At 53.6% G+C, this 20,431-nt stretch carries 25 protein-coding genes, 1 rRNA gene and 1 pseudogene; 24 read left to right on the plus strand and 3 right to left on the minus strand.

Annotated features, from left to right (window positions below):
* Positions 1–11: 11 nt before the first annotated feature.
* The 8 genes from BLO51_RS24765 to BLO51_RS24780 all read left to right on the plus strand — a co-directional run bounded on the left by BLO51_RS24765 (position 12) and on the right by BLO51_RS24780 (position 4,069).
* Complete coding sequence (locus BLO51_RS24765; RefSeq protein ID WP_090676088.1) at positions 12–938, plus strand: hypothetical protein; 927 nt, start codon at positions 12–14, stop codon at positions 936–938.
* Between the two features lie 24 nt (positions 939–962).
* Positions 963–1,103: a hypothetical protein gene (locus tag BLO51_RS29450; RefSeq protein WP_167670324.1), complete on the plus strand. Its 141-nt coding sequence runs from the start codon at positions 963–965 to the stop codon at positions 1,101–1,103.
* A 30-nt stretch (positions 1,104–1,133) separates the two neighbouring features.
* Positions 1,134–1,310: a hypothetical protein gene (locus tag BLO51_RS29455; RefSeq protein WP_167670325.1), complete on the plus strand. Its 177-nt coding sequence runs from the start codon at positions 1,134–1,136 to the stop codon at positions 1,308–1,310.
* Between the two features lie 29 nt (positions 1,311–1,339).
* Positions 1,340–1,516 (plus strand): hypothetical protein, encoded by a 177-nt coding sequence (locus tag BLO51_RS29460; RefSeq protein WP_167670326.1) that lies wholly within the window; start codon positions 1,340–1,342, stop codon positions 1,514–1,516.
* 3 nt (positions 1,517–1,519) lie between these two features.
* Positions 1,520–1,681: a hypothetical protein gene (locus BLO51_RS29465; protein WP_010502157.1), complete on the plus strand. Its 162-nt coding sequence runs from the start codon at positions 1,520–1,522 to the stop codon at positions 1,679–1,681.
* Positions 1,682–1,694: 13 nt separating this feature from the next.
* Positions 1,695–2,162, plus strand: coding sequence for a hypothetical protein (locus BLO51_RS24770; RefSeq protein ID WP_245719812.1), 468 nt, complete (start codon positions 1,695–1,697; stop codon positions 2,160–2,162).
* Positions 2,163–2,202: 40 nt separating this feature from the next.
* Positions 2,203–2,784, plus strand: a complete 582-nt coding sequence (locus BLO51_RS24775) for a hypothetical protein (RefSeq protein WP_090676090.1) — start codon at positions 2,203–2,205, stop codon at positions 2,782–2,784.
* A 103-nt stretch (positions 2,785–2,887) separates the two neighbouring features.
* The gene (locus BLO51_RS24780) at positions 2,888–4,069 is read left to right on the plus strand and encodes a M24 family metallopeptidase (RefSeq protein WP_090676092.1); all 1,182 of its coding nucleotides are present in this window, start codon (positions 2,888–2,890) and stop codon (positions 4,067–4,069) included.
* Here the strand turns inward: BLO51_RS24780 and BLO51_RS24785 are convergent.
* Positions 4,056–4,572, minus strand: a pseudogene (locus BLO51_RS24785) (YfiT family bacillithiol transferase). The gene BLO51_RS24780 and the pseudogene BLO51_RS24785 overlap by 14 nt on opposite strands.
* A 364-nt stretch (positions 4,573–4,936) precedes the next feature.
* Between BLO51_RS24785 and BLO51_RS24790 the strand changes: the two are divergent.
* The 5 genes from BLO51_RS24790 (at position 4,937) to BLO51_RS24810 (ending at position 9,326) form a co-directional block, all read left to right on the plus strand.
* Positions 4,937–5,314 carry an ATPase gene (locus tag BLO51_RS24790; protein WP_090676094.1) on the plus strand — a complete coding sequence of 126 codons (378 nt, stop codon included), beginning with the start codon at positions 4,937–4,939 and terminating at the stop codon, positions 5,312–5,314.
* 175 nt (positions 5,315–5,489) lie between these two features.
* Positions 5,490–5,777 (plus strand): Asp-tRNA(Asn)/Glu-tRNA(Gln) amidotransferase subunit GatC, encoded by a 288-nt coding sequence (gene gatC / locus BLO51_RS24795; RefSeq protein ID WP_090676097.1) that lies wholly within the window; start codon positions 5,490–5,492, stop codon positions 5,775–5,777.
* A 42-nt stretch (positions 5,778–5,819) separates the two neighbouring features.
* Complete coding sequence (gatA, locus tag BLO51_RS24800; RefSeq protein WP_090676099.1) at positions 5,820–7,277, plus strand: Asp-tRNA(Asn)/Glu-tRNA(Gln) amidotransferase subunit GatA; 1,458 nt, start codon at positions 5,820–5,822, stop codon at positions 7,275–7,277.
* 19 nt (positions 7,278–7,296) lie between these two features.
* Positions 7,297–8,745, plus strand: coding sequence for an Asp-tRNA(Asn)/Glu-tRNA(Gln) amidotransferase subunit GatB (gatB, locus tag BLO51_RS24805; RefSeq protein WP_090676101.1), 1,449 nt, complete (start codon positions 7,297–7,299; stop codon positions 8,743–8,745).
* 128 nt (positions 8,746–8,873) lie between these two features.
* Complete coding sequence (locus BLO51_RS24810; protein ID WP_090676103.1) at positions 8,874–9,326, plus strand: GNAT family N-acetyltransferase; 453 nt, start codon at positions 8,874–8,876, stop codon at positions 9,324–9,326.
* Here the strand turns inward: BLO51_RS24810 and BLO51_RS24815 are convergent.
* Positions 9,311–10,993: a hypothetical protein gene (locus tag BLO51_RS24815; RefSeq protein ID WP_090676105.1), complete on the minus strand. Its 1,683-nt coding sequence runs from the start codon at positions 10,991–10,993 to the stop codon at positions 9,311–9,313. The genes BLO51_RS24810 and BLO51_RS24815 overlap by 16 nt on opposite strands.
* A gap of 183 nt (positions 10,994–11,176) precedes the next feature.
* Here BLO51_RS24815 and BLO51_RS24820 point away from each other — a divergent pair, with 183 nt between their 5' ends.
* From BLO51_RS24820 to BLO51_RS24850, 7 genes are all read left to right on the plus strand, one after another.
* Positions 11,177–11,869, plus strand: coding sequence for an MgtC/SapB family protein (locus BLO51_RS24820; RefSeq protein WP_090676106.1), 693 nt, complete (start codon positions 11,177–11,179; stop codon positions 11,867–11,869).
* Positions 11,870–11,947: 78 nt separating this feature from the next.
* Positions 11,948–12,559, plus strand: coding sequence for an RNA polymerase sigma factor (locus tag BLO51_RS24825; protein ID WP_245719813.1), 612 nt, complete (start codon positions 11,948–11,950; stop codon positions 12,557–12,559).
* Positions 12,560–12,641: 82 nt separating this feature from the next.
* Positions 12,642–13,001 (plus strand): hypothetical protein, encoded by a 360-nt coding sequence (locus BLO51_RS24830; RefSeq protein ID WP_090676110.1) that lies wholly within the window; start codon positions 12,642–12,644, stop codon positions 12,999–13,001.
* Between the two features lie 15 nt (positions 13,002–13,016).
* Positions 13,017–13,652: a hypothetical protein gene (locus BLO51_RS24835; RefSeq protein WP_090676112.1), complete on the plus strand. Its 636-nt coding sequence runs from the start codon at positions 13,017–13,019 to the stop codon at positions 13,650–13,652.
* A 13-nt stretch (positions 13,653–13,665) separates the two neighbouring features.
* The gene (locus BLO51_RS24840) at positions 13,666–14,913 is read left to right on the plus strand and encodes a DUF4097 family beta strand repeat-containing protein (protein ID WP_090676113.1); all 1,248 of its coding nucleotides are present in this window, start codon (positions 13,666–13,668) and stop codon (positions 14,911–14,913) included.
* 68 nt (positions 14,914–14,981) lie between these two features.
* Entirely contained in the window at positions 14,982–15,413 is a 432-nt protein-coding gene (locus tag BLO51_RS24845; protein ID WP_281180424.1) for a Fur family transcriptional regulator, read from the plus strand.
* Between the two features lie 116 nt (positions 15,414–15,529).
* Entirely contained in the window at positions 15,530–17,278 is a 1,749-nt protein-coding gene (locus BLO51_RS24850) for a glycosyl hydrolase family 18 protein (protein WP_090676115.1), read from the plus strand.
* A gap of 70 nt (positions 17,279–17,348) precedes the next feature.
* Here the strand turns inward: BLO51_RS24850 and BLO51_RS24855 are convergent, their stop codons facing one another.
* Entirely contained in the window at positions 17,349–17,735 is a 387-nt protein-coding gene (locus BLO51_RS24855; RefSeq protein WP_090676117.1) for a DUF2614 family zinc ribbon-containing protein, read from the minus strand.
* Between the two features lie 85 nt (positions 17,736–17,820).
* Here BLO51_RS24855 and BLO51_RS24860 point away from each other — a divergent pair, with 85 nt between their 5' ends.
* From BLO51_RS24860 to BLO51_RS24875, 4 genes are all read left to right on the plus strand, one after another.
* A complete protein-coding gene (locus BLO51_RS24860) occupies positions 17,821–18,735 on the plus strand; it encodes a nucleotidyltransferase-like protein (RefSeq protein WP_245719814.1) in 915 nt (304 codons plus the stop codon).
* A 260-nt stretch (positions 18,736–18,995) separates the two neighbouring features.
* Positions 18,996–19,196, plus strand: a complete 201-nt coding sequence (thiS, locus tag BLO51_RS24865) for a sulfur carrier protein ThiS (RefSeq protein ID WP_090676120.1) — start codon at positions 18,996–18,998, stop codon at positions 19,194–19,196.
* A 29-nt stretch (positions 19,197–19,225) separates the two neighbouring features.
* Positions 19,226–19,999 carry a thiazole synthase gene (locus BLO51_RS24870; RefSeq protein ID WP_090676121.1) on the plus strand — a complete coding sequence of 258 codons (774 nt, stop codon included), beginning with the start codon at positions 19,226–19,228 and terminating at the stop codon, positions 19,997–19,999.
* A 363-nt stretch (positions 20,000–20,362) separates the two neighbouring features.
* Positions 20,363–20,431 (plus strand): 16S ribosomal RNA (locus BLO51_RS24875); the annotation flags it as partial.

A 20,431-nucleotide genomic window follows, 5' to 3' on the forward strand; every position in this document is an offset into this window, starting at 1 on the left:
GAGAATGCCCGATGACGGGAATGGTTTCAAACAGTTGGATGCTGGCCTTTCAAGCGCTGTTTGCCCTGTTGTTCATAGCGGGCAGCGCGTTGCTGTGGTTCCCGCTTCTCGGACGCATCCGCTTCGGAAGGGCCAGCCGTTTGGCGATGATGCTGGAAGCGCTGAAGCGGCGGGAACATCGGATGCTTGCCGTGGACAGGCAGGAGGAAGCGCTGAGTCCCAAGGCGCGCGCGTTTGCCGAGAAAGCCCGGCTCGCCGGACTGCCTGCGGATTGGGGCTATCAGCGTTTTCATCTGCTTCGCGCAGGGCTCGCTCTCACGATGCTGTTGGTCGGCTTTATGGCTCAAGCGGCGGCCAGCCCCGATTTGCTTGCGAATCCGGGGCTCGGCCCGTGGTTCGGATTGGGGCTCAAGCTGCTGCTTTGCACAGGTTTGGGCTGGTGGGCTCCGCTGTTGTTCGTCCATATGGCGGCGGCGCAGAAGCGAACCGGGTACCTGCTCGAAATCGCCAAGCTGTCTCAGCGGCTGTCGATCTGTGTCAGCGAGAAGGCGGACATTCGGGAAATGCTGATTCGCGCCGGACGGCCGCTCAAGCTGTTGAAGCCGCACTTGCAGGAGCTGACGGTCATGTGGGGCAAAGATCAGCGGGCTGCCATTTGGCGCTTTAAGGAAGCGGTCGGCATCTCGGAGGTGTTCCCGCTCGTTAACGCCTTGGATGCAGTCTGCCAGGCCGATACGAACGAAATGGCCAAAGTGCTCAAGGAGCAGACCGCCAGCATCGAGGCGACGCTGACGGCGGATATTCAACGGAAACTGGAGAACGCCCCGATTTGGATCAGCTTTTATATCATGATTCCGTTTGCCGTTATCGTTCTGCTGTTTTTGTACCCATGGATTGTCACCATATCCGAGCAGCTGATGACAAGCTTCGAGGGTTAGGCGCAGGGAAAGGCGGGGACGCACATGTCCAAAATCGTAATTGCCATGCTGATGGCGGTACTGCTGGGGGGCGCTACGCTGTATGTGCTCGGCGCGCAGATCGTTCCGGCGGCCGGCACGGCGGGAGCGAAGACGAGCACGCAAATCAACAATGCGTTTCAATGAGACGATAACGATCGCGAAGGGGAGAGAGCTATGGGAAAGTTAGTCATTGCCTGCCTGTTGACCGTCCTGTTGGGCGGAGCGGCGATGTTCGTCGCAGGAACGAAGGTCGGTCCGGCAGTAGGGGATAAGGGAGGCAAGCTCAACACAAGCATCTCCGGAGCGCAGGTGGATGTACGCAGCGGCTCCGTCAGTACGACCGCACCATAATCTAAACGACAGAAAAGGATGAGAGCCCTGTGGGAAAACTGGTTATTGCCTGCTTATTGACGGTATTGCTCGGCGGAGCGGCTATGTTTGTAGCCGGATCGAAGGTTGGTCCTGCGGTGGGGGGCAAGGGAACAAAACTTTACGAGAGCGTATCTCAGGCAACGGTCAATCAAACAAGCGGCGAAGCTACCTTGAAGCAGCCTTGAACCATGAGCAAACTAATTACATTATGTTTAGCGGTCGTGCTCATTTTCGGCATTTCGATTTATATTTTTCAACCGGCCGGCGGCGCCGGTCTGAAGCAGCAGGTTCGCAACGGTCATACGACGGTTACGAATCAGGTACGCAGCTTCGATTATGTCACAAATTGACGGTGATGTTGTAGTGAAAAGCAAAATCGCTGCTTTTCTGCAGGACGAGCAGGGGATGGCCAACGTCCTCGTAACGCTCTTCTTAATGCCAGTGCTGCTGTTTCTTTCGTTGGCGATCGTCCCGTTCTTTGTCTATACGATGAAGGCGGATCATCTGAACACGATTGCCAATCATGCGCTCAAGGAAATGGAAGCGGTCGGCTACTTAAGCGCGACAGTAGAGTCCAATATGAACGCCAGGTTAGCCTCGCTCGGGATGGGAGACGTGACGGTGAACGGCATGGCCTATCCGTCCTATATGGGGAGCACTCGGAGCAAAGTGCTTCGCGATGCCGCTGACCCGACGGTGAAGCTCATCCTCAAGTATCCCGCGCCGAATTTGAGCCGTATGCTGAACGCCATCGGGGGCGGAGGGAACGCATCGGCCCAGGAAGGGTTTTATTATTTGGTGCTTTACGGAAAAAGTGAAGCTTACGAGTAACTCGAAGCAATGTTGCTGTTTTAAAAGGAGGGAGATACGTGTGCGGCGGGCATGGCAGTGTTGGTTGAGAACGGAAGCGTACGGCTTGCTGAAGGATGAAAAGGGGAGCGCGCATTTGCTGCTGTTTGGCTTGCTTGGCATGATTACAGCCGCCTTTATTTGGGTCATTGCGTTCAATTGGATGATGCAAACGTACGGCATGAACAAAACCAAACCGCTGCTTGATCGTGCTACGCATGCCGCCTCGTTGGATATCGTGCTTGAGGAGGCGGCGCTCGGCCGGCTTGTGTGGGACAGCACGAAGGGGACGGATGATTTCTACCGGTACCTTCGGCTGAACTTGAAGCTGAACAGCGATCTGACGCCGGAAGCGGGCAGCCACCTTCGCGAGGCTCTCGTCGTGCATCGTTTGGAGTTCGTTACCAGTCCCGCGTATCCTTATGTGCTTCAGCGAACGGTTACCGTTCACACCGGTACAGCCAAGCAAACGACGCGTAACGTTCAGGTGACGATTTACGGGCCTTCCGTCGTTGCTATCGTGGAACTGAACCAGCCTTTGCTCGGTCTTTCCCGCAGCGAGCCGGTTGTGTTCAGCAGCGTCGCCAGCGTCCGATTCCGTTAACTCTCCATAGGCCGGAGTCTTTCGTTCAAAGCTCCCCTTTGCATTTTCCAGTTGCGGCAGGTAATGTAGAGATACAGGATTTCTGCCATAGGAGGGACTGAACATGACCGAATACGCACAACGCATCGGTCGCTTGCAGCAGAAGCTGCAGGCCCATCGGCTTGACGGCATGATGATTACGCAAAATGTGGACTTGTATTATTTGACCGGCTCCATGCAGACCGGTTATCTGTTCGTTCCTGCGGAAGGTGAGCCGCGCTTTTACGTCCGCCGCAGCGTCTTGCGCGCACAGGAGGAATCCGCAGCCGCAGTAGAGCCGCTCGGCTCATTCCGCGCCTTCGGCGCCCAACTGGCCCAGACGTTTCCGCAGCTTGCCTCCGGTTCCGCCGTGACGCTTGCCGCCGAATTCGACGTGCTGCCCGTACAGCAATGGCAGCGGTTGCAAAGCGTGCTTCCGCACGTTTTGTGGAAGGACGGGTCCATGCTGATCCGCGAGACGCGCATGATCAAATCGCCACGCGAGATCGCTTGTATCCGCGAAGCCGCACGTATCATCGACGGCGCGCTTGAGGATGCGCTTGCGAAGCTTAAGCCGGGGATGACCGAATTGGAGCTGATGAGCGCCGTCGAACACCACATCCGGCTGCACGGCCATATCGGGGTGATGCGTTTGCGCGGATATAACCAAGAAGTGCTTACCGGAGTGATCGGCGCAGGCGAAGCCGTTGCCAAGCCGACATACTTTGATGGCCCGGCGGGCGGTCAAGGGCTCGGTCCGGCTGTCCCGCAGAGCGTAAGCCGGCGGCCGATCGAGCGTAACGAGCCGATCTTGATCGATATCGGATGCTGCATCGACGGATACGTGATCGATCAGACCCGGACGGCCGTGATCGGCGATTTGTCGGACGACCTGCGGCAGGCATACGACGTATCTGAGGCCATCATCCGCAGCGTCGAATCGATGCTGAAGCCCGGTACATTGTGCGAGCAGCTCTACATCCATTCGCTTGGCATGGCCCAGGAAGCAGGGCTTGGCGAGCATTATATGGGCTTCGGCGACGATCAGGTCAAATTTTTAGGACACGGTATCGGCCTGGAGGTCGACGAGCTGCCTGTGCTGGCCAAAGGCTTCCGGTATCCGCTCGAACCGGGGATGGTTATTGCGATCGAACCGAAGTTTACCTTCCCCGGGCGGGGGGTTGTCGGAATTGAGAATAGCTACGCGGTGACGGACAACGGCTTCGAGAAGCTGACCGTATCGCGGGAAGGGCTCATCCGGTTATAAGGCGTATGTGCGCCAAATGGTGCCTGCCGTGCCAAGCGTACAGCCCAATATTTTGATCGAGCCGGATGATGTCGCTGTCCGGATGGCGAAACTCTCTTGCAAGCTCCTCATCCGTGAGTCTGCGCAGCAGCAATGCCCATCGTTCGTGCAAGGCGTCCAGCAGCGCTAGCGATAACGCGACCGGGGCTTGCCGGGTATCCGGCAGCTCCGCCCAGCGTTCCTCCCGATACGGCTTGATCATGGGCACTTCCTCCGTCAATGCCAGCTTAAAGCGAATGAAGCTGTTCATGTGGCTGTCCCGCCATATGATGAACGACCTGTCTCATCGTCCATCCTCCCGGTCGGTACGACGTATCGAGCTGAGCCTCATCGGCTCCTTGTACAGCCGTTCTCACCTGCTGCGGCAGCCGGGAAATATCATCGATCCAAGCCGCAATCATCCCCTCATCCGGCTTTGCCGGAGCTTCGTACTGCCCGATCGGAAACCTCAAATGGTCTGTCATGAATACCCCACACTTTTCCGCTTATTTGCTCCTCATTTTCAAACGCCATTAGGGAAGCTGTTTTTCTTTGTAAAGTACTTTAGCACAAAAAAGATAAAATTGAAGACCAATCCCTTCCAAATCTGGTCTAGCAATCTCTGTCTCTTAGATAGATTGGTCGGAACAGCATCGTAGTCCTCCTCACATTATACAAGCGGGATGCTTTTCGTTCGCACGGACGAGGTATCACATTGCCTAACCTTCGAAAAGATGATAAAATTAATAGAATTCATTATAAACGCTCTGCGACCGTTGCAAGAAAGATTGTTAGCAAATAGAACATGAATCCAAGGCAAGGGCCGGTTGACCAAGAGGGGGAACGTCCATGCTGCGTCTGGGACAGAAGATCGTTATTATTGGCGACAGCTTCGAACTAAATTTGCCGATCGGCGAATATGGATATATTATCGCGTACGACCGCAATGCGGACAATGTGTTCGATTACGTGGTTCGGATTCCGAAAGTGAACAAGCATTACTTCGTACCGGGCGCCGATGTCGAACTGGAAGAAGTACTCATTCAGCTGGAAGTGGATCGGCTGGAACGAGAAGCGCTGATCGATTTTGCACTCGCGACGAAGAACGAAGAGCTGTTTCGCCGGGTAATGAACGGCGATGCGGAAGAAGTCGTAGTGGAGACGAACAAAGAGGTGCAGTCCAAGGAAGACTTCATCAAGCAAGTCAATCTGAGGGCTTGGATTTGAAGCGTGCATTTGATAGAAGCGTGATAGAGTTGAAACGAAAGAATCGGGTTGTGGCCTCGAAAGGGGCGATGCCGGTTCTTTTTCTTTTGGGCAAAATCACGCCGTTCCCAATTGAGTTCAACCTTTAACTCCGCTATAATAATAAGAATGATTGTCAGTAGAGTGAGGTGCAGGAATGAGCATAACCGTGAAGGATGTCGAACATGTGGCCGCGCTCGCCCGACTGGAGCTGAGCGACCGCGAGAAAGAGCAGTTTACCGAGCAGTTGAACGCCATATTGAAATATGCCGGGCAGCTGGAGCAATTGAACACGAACGATGTCGAACCGACCAGCCACGCGATGCCGCTTGTCAATGTCATGCGTGAAGACGAGGTCAGACCGTCGCTGCCGATTGAGAAAGTGATGCTTAACGCCCCGGACGAAGAAGACGGGCAGATCAAAGTGCCTGCCGTATTGGAATAAGTGTGGAATCTACCGAGGCGAACCTGAAGGGAGGACTTGTGCTTGTCTTTGTTTAATTTGCGCTTGCAGGAACTACATAACAAGCTTCATGCGAAGGAAATCACCGTCTCCGATCTGGTGGACGAGTCGTATAAACGCATTGCCGCTGTCGACGGCAAAGTGAAGGCGTTTCTCACGTTGGACGAGGAGAACGCCCGGGCGAAGGCGAAGGAGCTGGACGCCCAGGCAGGCGGCAGCGAACCGCGCGGGTTGCTGTTCGGGTTGCCGATCGGCATCAAGGATAACATGGTGACCGAAGGCGTCACGACGACGTGCGCGAGCCAATTTTTACGCAACTACAACCCGATTTATGACGGAACCGCGGTTCGGAAGATCAAGGAAGCGGATGCGGTCAGCATCGGCAAGCTGAATATGGACGAGTTCGCGATGGGCGGCTCCAATGAAAACTCCAGCTTCCATCCGACGCACAATCCGTGGAATCTCGACTACGTTCCGGGCGGCTCCAGCGGCGGCTCTGCAGCGGCGGTAGCGGCTGGTGAAGTGTACTTCTCGCTCGGCTCCGACACCGGCGGTTCGATCCGCCAACCTGCGGCATACTGCGGCATTGTCGGCCTTAAGCCGACCTATGGGCTCGTTTCCCGCTTCGGCTTGGTCGCGTTCGCGTCCTCGCTCGACCAAATTGGTCCGCTCACCAAAAACGTCGAAGACAGCGCCTATTTGCTCCAGACGATTGCCGGGCACGATCCGCTCGACTCTACGTCGCTTAACACGGAAATTCCGGATTACGTCAGCGCTTTGACGGGCGACGTTCAAGGGCTGCGGATTGCCGTCCCGAAGGAATATTTGGGCGAAGGCATCGACCCGAAGGTGAAGGATGCCGTCTTGACCGCTTTGAAGGTGCTGGAAGGCCAAGGAGCGATCGTGGAAGAAGTATCGCTGCCGCATTCGGAATACGCAGTTGCGACTTATTATTTGCTCGCTTCCTCCGAAGCGTCCTCCAACCTGGCGCGCTTCGACGGTGTACGTTACGGCGTGCGCGCGGACAATCCGAAAAATTTGCTTGATATGTACGTCCAATCCCGCAGTCAAGGATTCGGCGACGAAGTGAAGCGCCGCATCATGCTCGGAACGTATGCGCTCAGCTCCGGTTATTACGACGCCTACTACTTGAAGGCGCAAAAGGTCCGCACGTTGATCAAGCGTGACTTCGAGCAGGTGTTCGAAAAATACGACGTGGTTATCGGACCGACGGCTCCGACGCCGGCCTTTAAGATCGGGGCTCAAGCGGACGACCCGCTGACCATGTATTTGAACGATATTTTGACGATTCCCGTCAGCCTCGCCGGCATTCCGGCCATCAACGTTCCTTGCGGATTTGCCGACGGTCTTCCGATCGGATTGCAGATTATCGGCAAGGCGTTGGACGAATCGACGATTTTGCGCGTCGCTCACGCTTACGAGCAGCAAACCGACTTCCACAAGCAGCGTCCGCAGCTGTAATAGAAAGGAGCCACCTTTAGTGACAGCAGCAACCGACAAGAAATACGAGACGGTCATCGGGCTCGAGGTGCACGTTGAACTGCACACGAACTCCAAAATTTTCTGCGGCTGCTCCACCGCCTTCGGAGCTCCGCCGAACACCCATACGTGTCCGATCTGTCTCGGACATCCCGGCGTGCTTCCCGTGCTGAACAAGCAAGCGGTGGAGTACGCGATGAAAGCGTCGATGGCGCTCAACTGCCAGATTGCAACGGAGAGCAAATTCGACCGCAAAAACTATTTTTACCCCGACTCCCCGAAGGCGTACCAAATTTCGCAGTATGACAAGCCGGTCGGCGAGCATGGCTGGATTGAAATCGAGGTCAACGGCGAAACGAAGCGCATCGGCATTACGCGCGTGCATTTGGAGGAAGATGCGGGCAAGCTGACGCACGTAGACGGAGGCCATGCCTCGCTCGTCGACTTCAACCGCGTCGGCACGCCGCTGATCGAGATCGTGTCCGAGCCGGATCTCCGCTCTCCCGAGGAAGCGCGGGCGTATCTGGAGAAGCTGAAAGCAATTATGCAGTACTGCGATGTCTCCGACGTGAAGATGGAGGAAGGCTCGCTGCGCTGCGACGCGAACATCAGCTTGCGTCCTTACGGGCAGAAGGAATTCGGCACCAAGGCCGAGTTGAAAAACATGAACTCATTCCGTGGCGTTCAGCGCGGACTGGAATACGAAGAATGGCGTCAGGCGGACGTGCTGGACAGCGGCGGTAAAGTCGTACAGGAAACGCGCCGTTGGGACGAAGCGCAGGGCAAGACGCTGACGATGCGGAGCAAGGAACAAGCGCACGACTATCGTTATTTTCCGGACCCGGACCTCGTGGCGCTGCACATCGACGACGCTTGGAAAGCGCGCGTTCGCGAATCGATTCCCGAGCTGCCGGACGCCCGCAAGAAGCGGTACGTCACCGAATACGGCCTGCCGAGCTATGACGCGGAGGTCATCACGTCGTCGATCAAGCTGGCTGACTTTTTCGAGGAAAGCTTGAATTTCACGAAGGACGCCAAAGCCGTCTCCAACTGGATTATGGGCGATCTGCTCGGCTACTTGAACGCGAACAACCTGGAGCTGCAGGATGTCAAAGTGACCGGCAAAGGTCTCGGCGAAATGATCGGACTGATGGAAAAGGGGACGATCAGCAGTAAAATTGCCAAAACCGTCTTTAAAACGATGCTGGAAACGGGCAAAGCCCCGCAGACGATCGTTGAGGAGCAGGGGCTTGTGCAGATCAGCGACGAAGGCGCAATTTTGGCTGTCGTTGAGCAGATTGTTGCGGGCAATCCGCAATCGGTGGCAGACTACCAAGCGGGCAAAGAGAAAGCCGTCGGCTTCCTGGTCGGTCAAGTAATGAAAGAGACGAAGGGGAAAGCTAACCCCGGATTGGTAAACAAATTGATTATCGAGGTCTTGAACCGTTAAGACTATCAATAAAGAGGCTGTCCTTGGAGACAGCCTCTTTTGTTGTAACCCAACGTTTCGTTTGGTAAAATATAGGGCAATCTAAGTGCCTCCGCTGTCGAATGAGGCTCGAAGGAGGCTGCATCCTCATGATCAGACCGATTGAATTAAGCGATTTGAACGCCGTGCTGGAGCTGCTGTCGCTTCAGCAGGTCGCATACCGTATCGAAGCGGAGCTTGTCGGCTTCGAAGAAATTCCGCCGCTGCTCGATTCGCCACTTTCACTTCGGGAGTCGGGGGAAGCGTTTTTCGGCTGCTATTCGGATGAGCGGCTTGTCGGCGCGGCAGCCTGCAAGCAATCGCCCAAGGAAATGACCGTTTGCCGGATGATGGTGCATCCCGACTGGTTCCGTCGCGGGATTGCTAGCCGTCTGCTGGAGCATATCGAGCAACATGTCCCGCCGGGAACGGTGATTAAAGTCGCTACGGGTACGAACAATACGCCGGCAGTACGGCTCTACGAAAAGCACGGGTACGAACCGGTACAGGTCCATTTGCTCGCGCCCGGCATTACTCTGACCCAATTTCAAAAAATCGTGTAGTCGTCAAAGGCAACCACCACGCCGTCGACCGTACGCTGTACAATAGTTTCCCCGTGTACGGTCAGCTGCAATCTGCGGCCGCGGCGAGTCGTATAAGCAACCGACAAGGCGCCATCGCCGTCTTCGAAGGCGGGCTGCTTGTCCGGAGCGCCTGCAAACGCACGCCAGTCGTCCAGCGTCTCTACGCCGGACGCTTCCGCTTCCGCCGCCCCCATCGCTTCGACCACGACTGCGTTCCGCCCGTTAGAGAGCAGCGATGCTGCGGACAGGCGGTCATTTTGCTCTGTCACGCGCAACGGAAGCATCAGATGGACCGCTACGAAGACCTGCCCGAGCTTCCCATAGCCGCTTCGTTCTTCGACATGCCATTCGCCCATAGGCAAGCATCCGATCAGCGTATCGGCGGCCTCGGCATCCGGCGGCACGTCCCAGACGGCAATAACCGTGTCTTTGTCCAGCAGCACCTGTCCGTAAGAGCTGGCGTGGCGGTCGTCGCCCGGCGTGTAATTAGCCCCGGGATGGAAGAAGTACAGCTGATTTACGCCGAGTGCAGCCGTTGCCGTATCCAAGGGTAGCGAGACATCCCAACGCAGCTGTTCGTTATCGAATTCGTCACGCCGCTCCCAAATGCCCCCGAGGGCATAGTCGTTTGTCAAATAGGCATACGTATGAGCTTCGGACTCGACCTTTTCATCGGCTTCGGCAAAACGGATTTTGCGCTTGAGCTCGCAAGGCGCTTGGCGGTTCATGGCTGCCTCCCGGACAGCCTCCGATACTTCATAGGTGAAGAGCGCCGCTCCCTCCAGACGCGGGAAAGTCGTCGGCGCCGGAAAATCGCCGAACTGGATATAGTCGTGCGGTGTATTCGTATCCTTCGGCGCATCGTGCGGCCAAATCCGGGACTGGGGCCCCACCCAAGCGCCGCGCAAATACGATTCCGCGCGAAGTCTCCATAAATATTCGAGCAACTCCTCCGCGACCTTACGTGCTTGTTCATCCTGGACGATTTCCCATACGCAAGTGAAAGCCTGAATCCAATGCCAATGCCAAGGGAGACAGCCGTACTCCTTGAATCCGAACGTATGTACGTGATCCAGCAGTCGGCGGGCGCATGCCATCCCTTCCTGGAGCAGTGCTCCGTCGGCGAAGATGTGCCCGAGCAGCAGCTTTAATGCGGTATGCTTCGCTTCGTGATGGTGCATCGACGCCAGTGGGTGGCGGTACACGTTGCTTTTGTAAATGTGCAGCAGAGCTGCTTGAAGCTCGCTGTCCAGTTCAGGGGACAGCGCGTGGCGCATCTTTCCGTGGAATAGGATCAGCAGGCATCCCATCAGCTCTACCGGCAGTACGTGCGGCTTCGCCGCAGCCGGATCGGCTCCCAGATTTAGCGGCCAATGACCGTACATCGGGCTGTCTAGATTTTGATCCTGCAGCGTCAGTACTTGACGAAGCATCCGGACGGACAGACCGGCCGCCGCTTTCCGGGTCTCCTCGCTCCAGTCGGGAGCGCCTTCGGCTACATAGGCAAACAGATGGGAAGCAAAATAAAAGTTGTCGCGCAAATCTTTATGAAACCAATAGCCGCTCTCCAGCAGTGGCAGAGCAAGAGCCTGCTCGGCCGTAAGACGGAGAACGAGACGTCTCCGTTCGTTCGTTTCCTGTTTCATGAAGCATCATTCCTCCAGTACTTGTCCCATGCTTAATTTAAACGTTTCACTTCTTTAGTCTACCTGCAACTGTACCGAAGTCAATGACTTTTCTGCGGAATATTTTTACCAGGTCTCCATCGGAAGAGCATGACGTGTTACAATATCTTCAATATCTTGTTTGTAAGGGAGGCGGTTTCATTTATGCACGATCCATGGACGATCGATACGCTTCATATTACGCTCAGATTGGTATTGTCGCTGCTGTTCGGCGGCTTGATCGGAATCGAGAGGGAGCAGAGCAGCCATGCCGCCGGACTGCGCACGCACATGCTCGTTTGCCTTGGTTCCACGCTGATTATGCTCTTATCCATGTATGGTTTTTCCGAATTTACCAAGCTGGACAACGTACGGTTGGACCCGTCCCGTCTGGCTGCCCAAGTCATCAGCGGAATTGGATTTCTCGGTGCGGGCACCATTCTATATACAGGCAAATCGATCACCGGCCTCACGACGGCCGCTTCCCTATGGGTGGTAGCCGCGATCGGTCTTGCGACGGGAGCCGGCTTTTATTATGCGGCCGCACTAAGCTGCGTGTTTGCCTTGATCAGTTTGTTTGTGCTTAACCTGGTGGAGAAAAAATACTTCCGCGCCAAAAAGCTGCACCATATTCAACTGAAAGCGCTGGATACGCCGAGCTTGATCGGCAAAGTTACAGTTTTGCTTGCCGATAAAGGAAGCGTAATCCAGAAGCTTTCCGTCGAAGAGATGCCTTCGGAAGAAGAGGACTTCATTTACATCACCCTCACACTGAGGCTTGCCAAAGGCGACAATGTCAGCCAAACCGTCGAAGATCTGATGCGGCTGGATGGCGTCCGGTCCGTTTCCTGCGATTAAAATAAAACTTTTTGAATGGTTTTGAAGGGGTTTCGGGGAGGAACGGCGTCTAAGGTTTCAAGAGCGCAGATCAAGGCGGTGAGCAATGTGGAGAGCATGGCGGATGAACAGCTGGTCGACCTAATCCGTCAAGGGGATGAAGAAGCGTACCGGGTATTGATGGCACGTTATCAGGACTATATCTATACGCTGATTTATCGCATGACCTTACATCGCGAAACAGCCGAAGATTTGACTCAGGAAGTATTTATCAAGCTGTACCGTTCCCTCGCCAACTTTCGTGGCGACGCCAAGTTTAAAACTTGGCTTTACCGGATGACCGTCAATCTGGTCACCGACTACAGGCGTTCGCAGCGGCGCAAGCCGTACGAAGCGATTCTGGACAAAATTAAGGGCTGGTTCGGAGACCGCCGGGAAGAGCCCGAGGCCCGCGCGCTGCAAAAGGAAGAGCAGGAAACGATGCAGCGGCTGCTCGCCGATCTGCCGGACAAATACCGGCTCATTCTGTATTTGTATCACTACAAACAGTTGTCGTATCAAGAAATTTCGGATGCGACCGGGCTGCCGATGAAGACGATTGAAACGAGACTGTATCGCGGCAAATCGCTGCTTAAAGAAAAATGGCTGGAGGTGCGGGGACATGACCATCATGCATCCAAACGATCAAGAGCTGCTACGCTTTCTGAATAAAAGCTGCTCTGAATTGGAATACCATCGGATCGCACGTCACATGAAGGCTTGTGCTCCATGCCGCGGGAGACTGTCCGACTTTTTGGACGTCGAACTGATGTTGGATCAGCTTGCCGTCGAACAGGCGCCTGCAGAGTTGACGGACCGTGTCATGTCCGCTGTGCGTTCGGGAAGAGCGCATGCGTCACCGGATCGGCCGCTGCCGGATTACCCGGCGTTCGAGGCGCAAGCTTCCTCGCCCCGGCGCAAATGGAAGCCTTATTGGCGTACCGAGCTGCTTCACGGGATGGTCGCCATGGCTGCTACGTTCCTATTTATCGTTTCCGGCGCATTCGGGAAGCTGATGTCTCTGGATCCGAATCAATGGGAGGCCGACGTTCGTACCGGCGCCCTTCAATTGTTCCACATCGTCGAATCGGTATCGCGCCAATTGTTGTCATAAGGAGGGAATCTACGAATGCAGGACCAACCGAAAGGCCCACATTATCATCGTGAGGATCGGGAAGACGAGTTTTTGCGGGAACGAATGGAACGGTGGGGGCAGTCCCAAAAACCGCCGTTCGATCCTTTTTTCAGACCGAAGCCTCATAAGAACAAATGGCTAGCCGGGTTATTTTCGTTTTTTATTCCAGGCACCGGACAGTTATATCTGGGTTTGATGCAGCGGGGCTTGGGGATCATGCTGCTGTTTATGATGAATATCTTCGCCATTGTATATTTCGCTACCAACGGAGCGGGAAGCATTCCGCTGATCGTTTTGTTTTCTCTGCTTATGCCCGTCACTTACTTCTACAATATCTTCGATGCGCTGCAGCAGACGGATCGGGTTAACGGGTACGGGCATCCCCTATATTTTGACGAACCCCGGATGGAAGGGGATTCCCCGTTTGCATCCGAGAAGCCGCTGCGCAAACTGCGTCAGGGAAACATATTCGGCTATGCGCTCATCGCAGCGGGCGTGCTGTTGTTTCTGGCCGGAGGCAAGCCGCAGTGGCTCGAACGCGTATTTGACTTTGTCGGTTCGTCGTTTGGCGCCGTTATTTTGATTGCCATCGGGGTTTACATGTTCTATAAAGAATCCAGGAAAAAATAAGGAGAGAATTCCAATGCATAAGGCAGGCCGTTACACGGCGGCAATTTTGCTCGTATGTGTCGGCGGTGCCGTAATAGCCGACAAGACGACGGGCACTCACCTGACTGCGATGCTGGCGGATTGGTGGCCTCTGTTGTTTGTTTTGCTCGGAATTGAATATATTTTGTTCAATATCAAATTTGGAAACAGCGATCGTCAATTGAAGCTCGACATTGGCGGGATTATTTTCGCGGTCCTTATCGCTGCCATCGTCATTATTAGTACCCAGAGCGGTGAGCTTCTGAAAAAGTTCAACGGCTGGACCGTTAACGGGACGATCGATATGATGGCCGAAGGAAAGAAATTCGATAAAGGCATAACCGCCATCGAGCTTCCTGCTCCCGTCGACAACGTGAAGGTGGACAATGAAAGTGGCAACGTCGTTCTTAAGTCCGGGCCGGTCGACCAGCTTCAAGTCGATGTCAAGGTTTATGTTAAAGGTGTCAACGAAGACGATGCGCAAGTACTCGCGAACGAATCCAAGCTGGAGCACAGCGTGAGCAGCAATACGCTCAACATTCAGGCTATATCCAAAGAATACGAAGGCGTCGGCGCCCTGTTCGGAAACCGCAAACCGCGGATGGATCTGGTCGTCACTCTGCCTGCTCAGCATAAAGTCAATGTGGAGCTGCAGATGCGCAATGGCAATATCGATGCATCCGGACTGCCGATTAAGCAGCGTCTCTATGGACATACGACGAATGGGGAAATCCGTCTTGAGAATCTGCAGGGCGAGTTGAATTTGGAGAGCACCAACGGCAAAGTTCAAACCGAACGTACAGCAGGACCGATGACGCTCAAAACCACAAACGGACAAATGCAGGTGACAGATCATCAAGGGGATACGACGCTGAAATCGACCAATGGGAAGCTTCGTATCGACAATGTGACGGGAGCGCTTCAGGCCGAAACGAGCAACGGCAGCGTCGTCGCCCAGGGGACGTTTAAAGGCGTAAAATTACAATCGACCAACGGGTCCATCGAAGTGAGCAGCATGGTTGTCGACGGCGACTGGGACGTGAAAATGACTCACGGCAAGCTTGAGGTCAAGCTTCCGCAAAAAGGCGACTACCGGATCGACGGCACAGGGGACAAGGGAGGCATCAAAACCGATCTGCCTTTGTCCATTCAAGCGGATAGCGTCAAAGGCACGGTTGGAAGCGGCAAGCATACGATTAAGCTGCGTACCAACGACAGGCTTACCATCCAGGGGACCAATTGACAATTTGCTGAAATTCCGGATAAAATAAAGTGATACACTTTTTTTCCCGGATTAGGCGGTGAGCACTATTGAAACATTCATTGGAACAGGCACTTAACAAACTCAAAACGATGGGTATTCGGATGACTCCGCAGCGGCATGCCATTTTATCTTATTTGATCAATACAATGTCCCATCCGACGGCGGATGAAATATATAAAGCGTTGTCGCCGCTTTATCCTAGCATGAGCGTGGCGACGGTATACAATAACCTTAAGGTATTTATCGAAAGCGGATTGGTACGGGAGATGACCTATGGCGATCATTCCAGCCGCTTTGACGCGGATTTGTCCGAGCACTATCATGCGCTTTGCGAGGAATGCGGCAAGCTGGTCGACTTCGCTTACAAGCCGCTGGACGACCTGGAGCAAGCGGCCGGCGAAATGACCGGATTCCAGGTGAAAAGCCATCGGGTGGAAGTTTACGGCATTTGTTCGGACTGTGCCAAGCAGACGACATGATAGATTCGTAGAATTAAGGCATAATGGACGTGTCTGGATTCCCGCGGCTGCGGGTAGACGCGTCCTTTTTTTCTTTAACCATCAGCTTAGCCTCATCATGTGACGGGAGTGAAACCATGGAACCGACGTTTGAAGCGGGAGGCGGGTCGCGCCGCAAAAAAAGAAAGACGACCTTTGTCCTGTTGTTTTTTGCCCTCCTATGTGGTCTTAGTTTAGGTGCTTACTTATGGATCAAGTATGTCCCGAATTGGCAGCATGAGCAGCCTGACTTTAAAGGCAACCCCAAACCGATCTTCTCCGAAGGCAGTATGCTGGGCCAACCCGCTGTTGGGCAGAAGGAAAGCTTGAAGCTTCCGTTCGACATTGTGAAGGGACGGATCGATCCGACGCTGGTTTATGAGAAAGCGAGCGAATCGACGATCATTACGACGCAAAACAAAGTGATCCGGCTTCGCACCAGCCAGTTGACCGGGATGGTCAACGAAAAGTCGTTTACGCTCAAATTCCCGCTTGAGAAGTCAAGCGGTATTTTATACCTGCCGATCGATCCGCTGAAAGAATTATATAAGATCGACTTGCGGGAATCGCCGGATACGGGGGCCGTCTTGCTGTTTAAGGAAGGCGAGACGATTCGGTGGTACAAGACGATGACCATTCCGGATAAACCTGATAAAACGATTGCCATGCGGCGGGATCCGACGATCAAAGCTCCGATTTATGCGGATTTGAAGCAGGGAGAGAGCTTGATCGTATGGGGCGAGGAAGGCGAATGGTACCGGGTGCAGCAGACGAACGGCTATATGGGATATATCCGCAAGGATCAGTTGGTTGCCGACCGGGACGAAGTGATCCCGAAGAAAGATCCTGAGCCTCCGTTCGCGGCTAAAAAGCCTATCAGCGGCAAAATCAATATGACTTGGGAGCAGGTCGTGACGAAAAATCCGGACACCGCCAAAATTCCCGACATGCCGGGACTGGATGTGGTCAGTCCGACGTGGTTCCATCTGGAGGACGGCGAGGGCAATCTGAAAAACTTGGCCGATCCTGCCTATGTCAAATGGGCTCACGACAGAGGATACCAAGTTTGGGGGCTATTCAGCAACGGCTTCGAGCAGAAACGGACGACCCAAGCGCTCTCCACTTACGACAAACGCATGAAAATGATCAAGCAGCTGCTTGCCTTTGCGCAGATCTATTCGCTGCAAGGAATCAATATCGACTTCGAGAACGTGAATTTAAAAGACAAGCAAAACTTGGTTCAATTCGTCCGGGAAATGTCGCCGCTCATGCATGAGCAAGGCCTCGTCGTTTCCATGGATGTCACCGCCAAATCGAGCAGCGAGGCATGGTCCAAGTTTTACGACCGGAAAGCGCTGATCCAGTCGCTCGATTATATGATGCTGATGGCTTATGACGAGCACTGGGCGAGCAGTCCGAAGGCCGGTTCCGTCGCTTCGCTGCCGTGGGTGGAGAAGTCGATTTCCGACCTGCTGACTGAAGAGCAGATCCCGCCGTTCAAGCTGATTCTTAGCATTCCTTTCTATACGCGGGTATGGACCGAAACGAAAAAGAACGGCAAAACCAATGTAAGCTCGAAAGCCGTGTTTATGGATATGCCCCAGCGCATCATCAAGGAGAAACAGCTTACCCCTGTATTTTCCCCAGAAACGGGACAAAATTACATCGAATATACGGAAGCGGGCAAGCTCAACAAAATTTGGATCGAAGACGAAACGTCGGTGAAGGCGCGCATCGAGCTCGTGAAAAAGTACGATTTGGCCGGCGTCGCATCGTGGCGGAGAGGATTCGAGAATCCCGATGCGTGGAACTGGATCAGTGCGTCACTGGAAGCTCCGAGAAAATAACGATCAATAGCAAAATAAACCGGCTTGCCATCGAACGATAAATGGCAGAGCCGGTTTATTTTATGGCGAGTTACGGAGAAGTCGTTTCCCCGGCTTGATGCGTCGTCGGGTTTGCTCCCGAATCGGTGGCCGGAGCATGTTTCGGGTCAAGCGTCAGAATCGTTTTGCAGAACATGCAGCGGTCCGTTTTCCCCAGCATCTTGGTTGGTTTTCCGCATTCCGGACATTCGATCACCGTAGCGCTGGTCGACATCATGCCCGCGGCAAAATAAATTCCCATGCTTACCAGCATGGCAATGGCCCCGATGACCATACATACGGCCGCAAGCATACGGCCAGCGGACCCCCATTCGAAGACGATCCCGGCAAGTCCGAGGATCATCAGAAGCATTCCGCCCATGGTCAGCAGGAGCCCCCACAGCCGGAATTCATTTACTTTACTTGACTTGAATCTCATGTCTTTCACTTCTTTCTTGTAAGAATTGTGAGTGTCGTCACAAAAGAATGCAGGAAACGGCGGCTTCATGTAGAAATAACTATTCATGAAGAACGCATGTGGCTATCGTCAGGAGGCTTTCGCGATGGATTCCTTAAAAGCATATTGGGTGGAAAGGCTCCGTCAAGACGAGTCCGTTATCAGCGTAGCGGCCATCGACAATCCTTCTTTGTTCTCGGCTGTCACCGACGGATTCGACATTGTGCTTTTGGTTGTCAGCAACAATAACGAACACGCTCATCAACAAGTTCATTATATAAAAGACAACCGCCGTATACAAGAAAGATGGATATGCCCGGATACTCTGGATGAACTGATTTTGCGCGGCGAGTATCGCAATATTATTTATTGGATCTTAAAAGGGGAGATACTTTTGGATCGGGATATGTATTTGGAGACCCTGCGGCATAAAGTGCTTGAGTTCCCTCTTCCGCTGAGAGAGCACAAGCTGCTGATCGAGTTCTCCAAATTTTTGCGATGCTATTCGCAAAGTAAGGAATACATCTTAGACGAGCATTTGCTCGATGCATACAACAATATATTGGAGGCGCTGCACCATTGGGCGCGAATCGTCATTATCGAATCCGGCAATCATCCGGAGGTAACCGTTTGGCGGCAGGTGAAGACGATCAATCCCGGCGTGTACAAGCTGTACGAGGAGCTGACGTTAAGTAAAGAGACGTTAAAACAGCGCGTTCAACTGGTGCTGCTGGCCAGCGAATTTTCCGTCATGTCCAAGATGGAGCGCTGCTGCAAGCCGCTGATCGAACTGCTTGCCAGCCGCGAGGAAGCTTGGAGTCTTCAGGAGCTGCAGCAGCAGCCTGAGCTGGCGGACATTAAAGCGGATCTCCCGCTGCTCTTGAATAAGCTGGTTAAAAAATCGTTGGCTAAAGAAATCGTCTTTACCCATGACCCGGAACTATCGGTGCTGGAGATGCGGTATAAGGATGTCAAAAACTGACCGTTGTGTTATAATGGATCGGACAATCAAATAGCCACTAGGGGAGCTCCGACTTGCAGAGCTGAGAAAAAGAAGCTGTTCTTTGACCCTTGGAACCTGTTATGAAGTCTGCGTACAGCAGGCATCACTGGATTATACCAGCGTAGGGAAGTGGACGAATGCCAGCAAACTGCATATGAAGTATGCAGACAACATTCGGCCGGCCCGCCTGCGGGTTGGCTTTTTTGCTTTTATCGGCAAAACGGCTGGAGGTGATAAGGATGCGATTGACTGTGAACGGGGAACTGAGGGAAGTGAACAACGCGGCTACCGTAGCCGAACTGCTCTCGGCGTTTAAACTGGACAATAAAATTTTGGTTGTCGAATTAAACCGGGAAATTATTGACCGCACCCGGTATGAGGAAGCCCGGCTGAACGATGGCGACCAGATCGAAATCGTTCATTTTGTCGGCGGGGGCTGAATAAAATTTATGTTGAAGGAGCTACCAGCATGAGCGACACGTTAAAAATCGGACCTTACGAATTTCATTCCCGGCTGCTGCTCGGGACGGGGAAGTTTTCGGACTTGAAGATTCAAGATCAGGCCGTTCAGGCTTCGGATGCGGAAGTATTGACTTTTGCCATCCGCCGTCTGCCGATCGACAACCCGGATGCGCCTAACTTTTTGGAAACGGTAGATTTGAAAAAGTTCACGCTGCTTCCGAATACGGCCGGCGCCTATACCGTAGAGGAAGCTGTGCGCATTGCGCGCCTGGCCAAAGCTTCCGGGCTTTGCGATATGATCAAAGTAGAAGTGATCGGAGATCCGAAAACGCTGCTTCCCGATCCGGTAGGAACGCTGGAGGCGACGAAAATTTTAGTAGAGGAAGGCTTTATCGTATTACCTTATACTTCGGATGACCCGATATTGGCTCGCAAGCTGCAGGAAGCGGGAGCAGCGGCCGTTATGCCCGGAGCATCGCCGATTGGTTCCGGTCAAGGGATCGTTAACCCGAATAATTTGCGTTTTATTATCGAGGAAGCCAAAGTTCCGATTATCGTCGATGCAGGCATTGGCGGTCCTGCGGATGCTGCCTTAGCTATGGAGCTTGGCGCGGATGGCGTACTGTTGAATACGGCTGTCGCCGGTGCGCAGGACCCCGTTCTGATGGCCGAAGCGTTCAAGCTGGCTGTGGTCGCGGGGCGCAAAGGCTTCTTGGCGGGCCGCATCCCCAAAAAGCGCTATGCGTCTGCCAGCAGCCCCGTCGAAGGCATGATAGAGTAGTAGAGTGTTGTTATCGTCCGGCTGCTTTCGAGCGGCCGGATATTTTTATTTATTTTAAGGGTTGACTTTCAAACTTAAGATGTGTTAAATTAAATCTCGCCGCTAAAAACGGCTGCCTTTAAAAACTTAATCAAGCAGCTTTAAAAAAATGGTTTTAAAAAAATGCTTGCATTAAAATAGGTAAATGTGATATATTATAAAAGTCGCCGCTAAACGAGGTGACAACAACCAACAAAGCTTGAAATGCTTGACAGTATGGGTTTTGTTGGGGGATTGCCCTTTGAAAACTGAACATTGAGTGAGTGTCATAAAGAGAATGAAAATTCTCGTCAGTAGTAAATTTTGAGCTTTATCAGCTTTTCTTTAATGGAGAGTTTGATCCTGGCTCAGGACGAACGCTGGCGGCGTGCCTAATACATGCAAGTCGAGCGG

Origin of the sequence: Paenibacillus tianmuensis, assembly GCF_900100345.1 — a bacterium.
Taxonomy (GTDB): Bacteria; Bacillota; Bacilli; order Paenibacillales; family NBRC-103111; genus Paenibacillus_G; species Paenibacillus_G tianmuensis.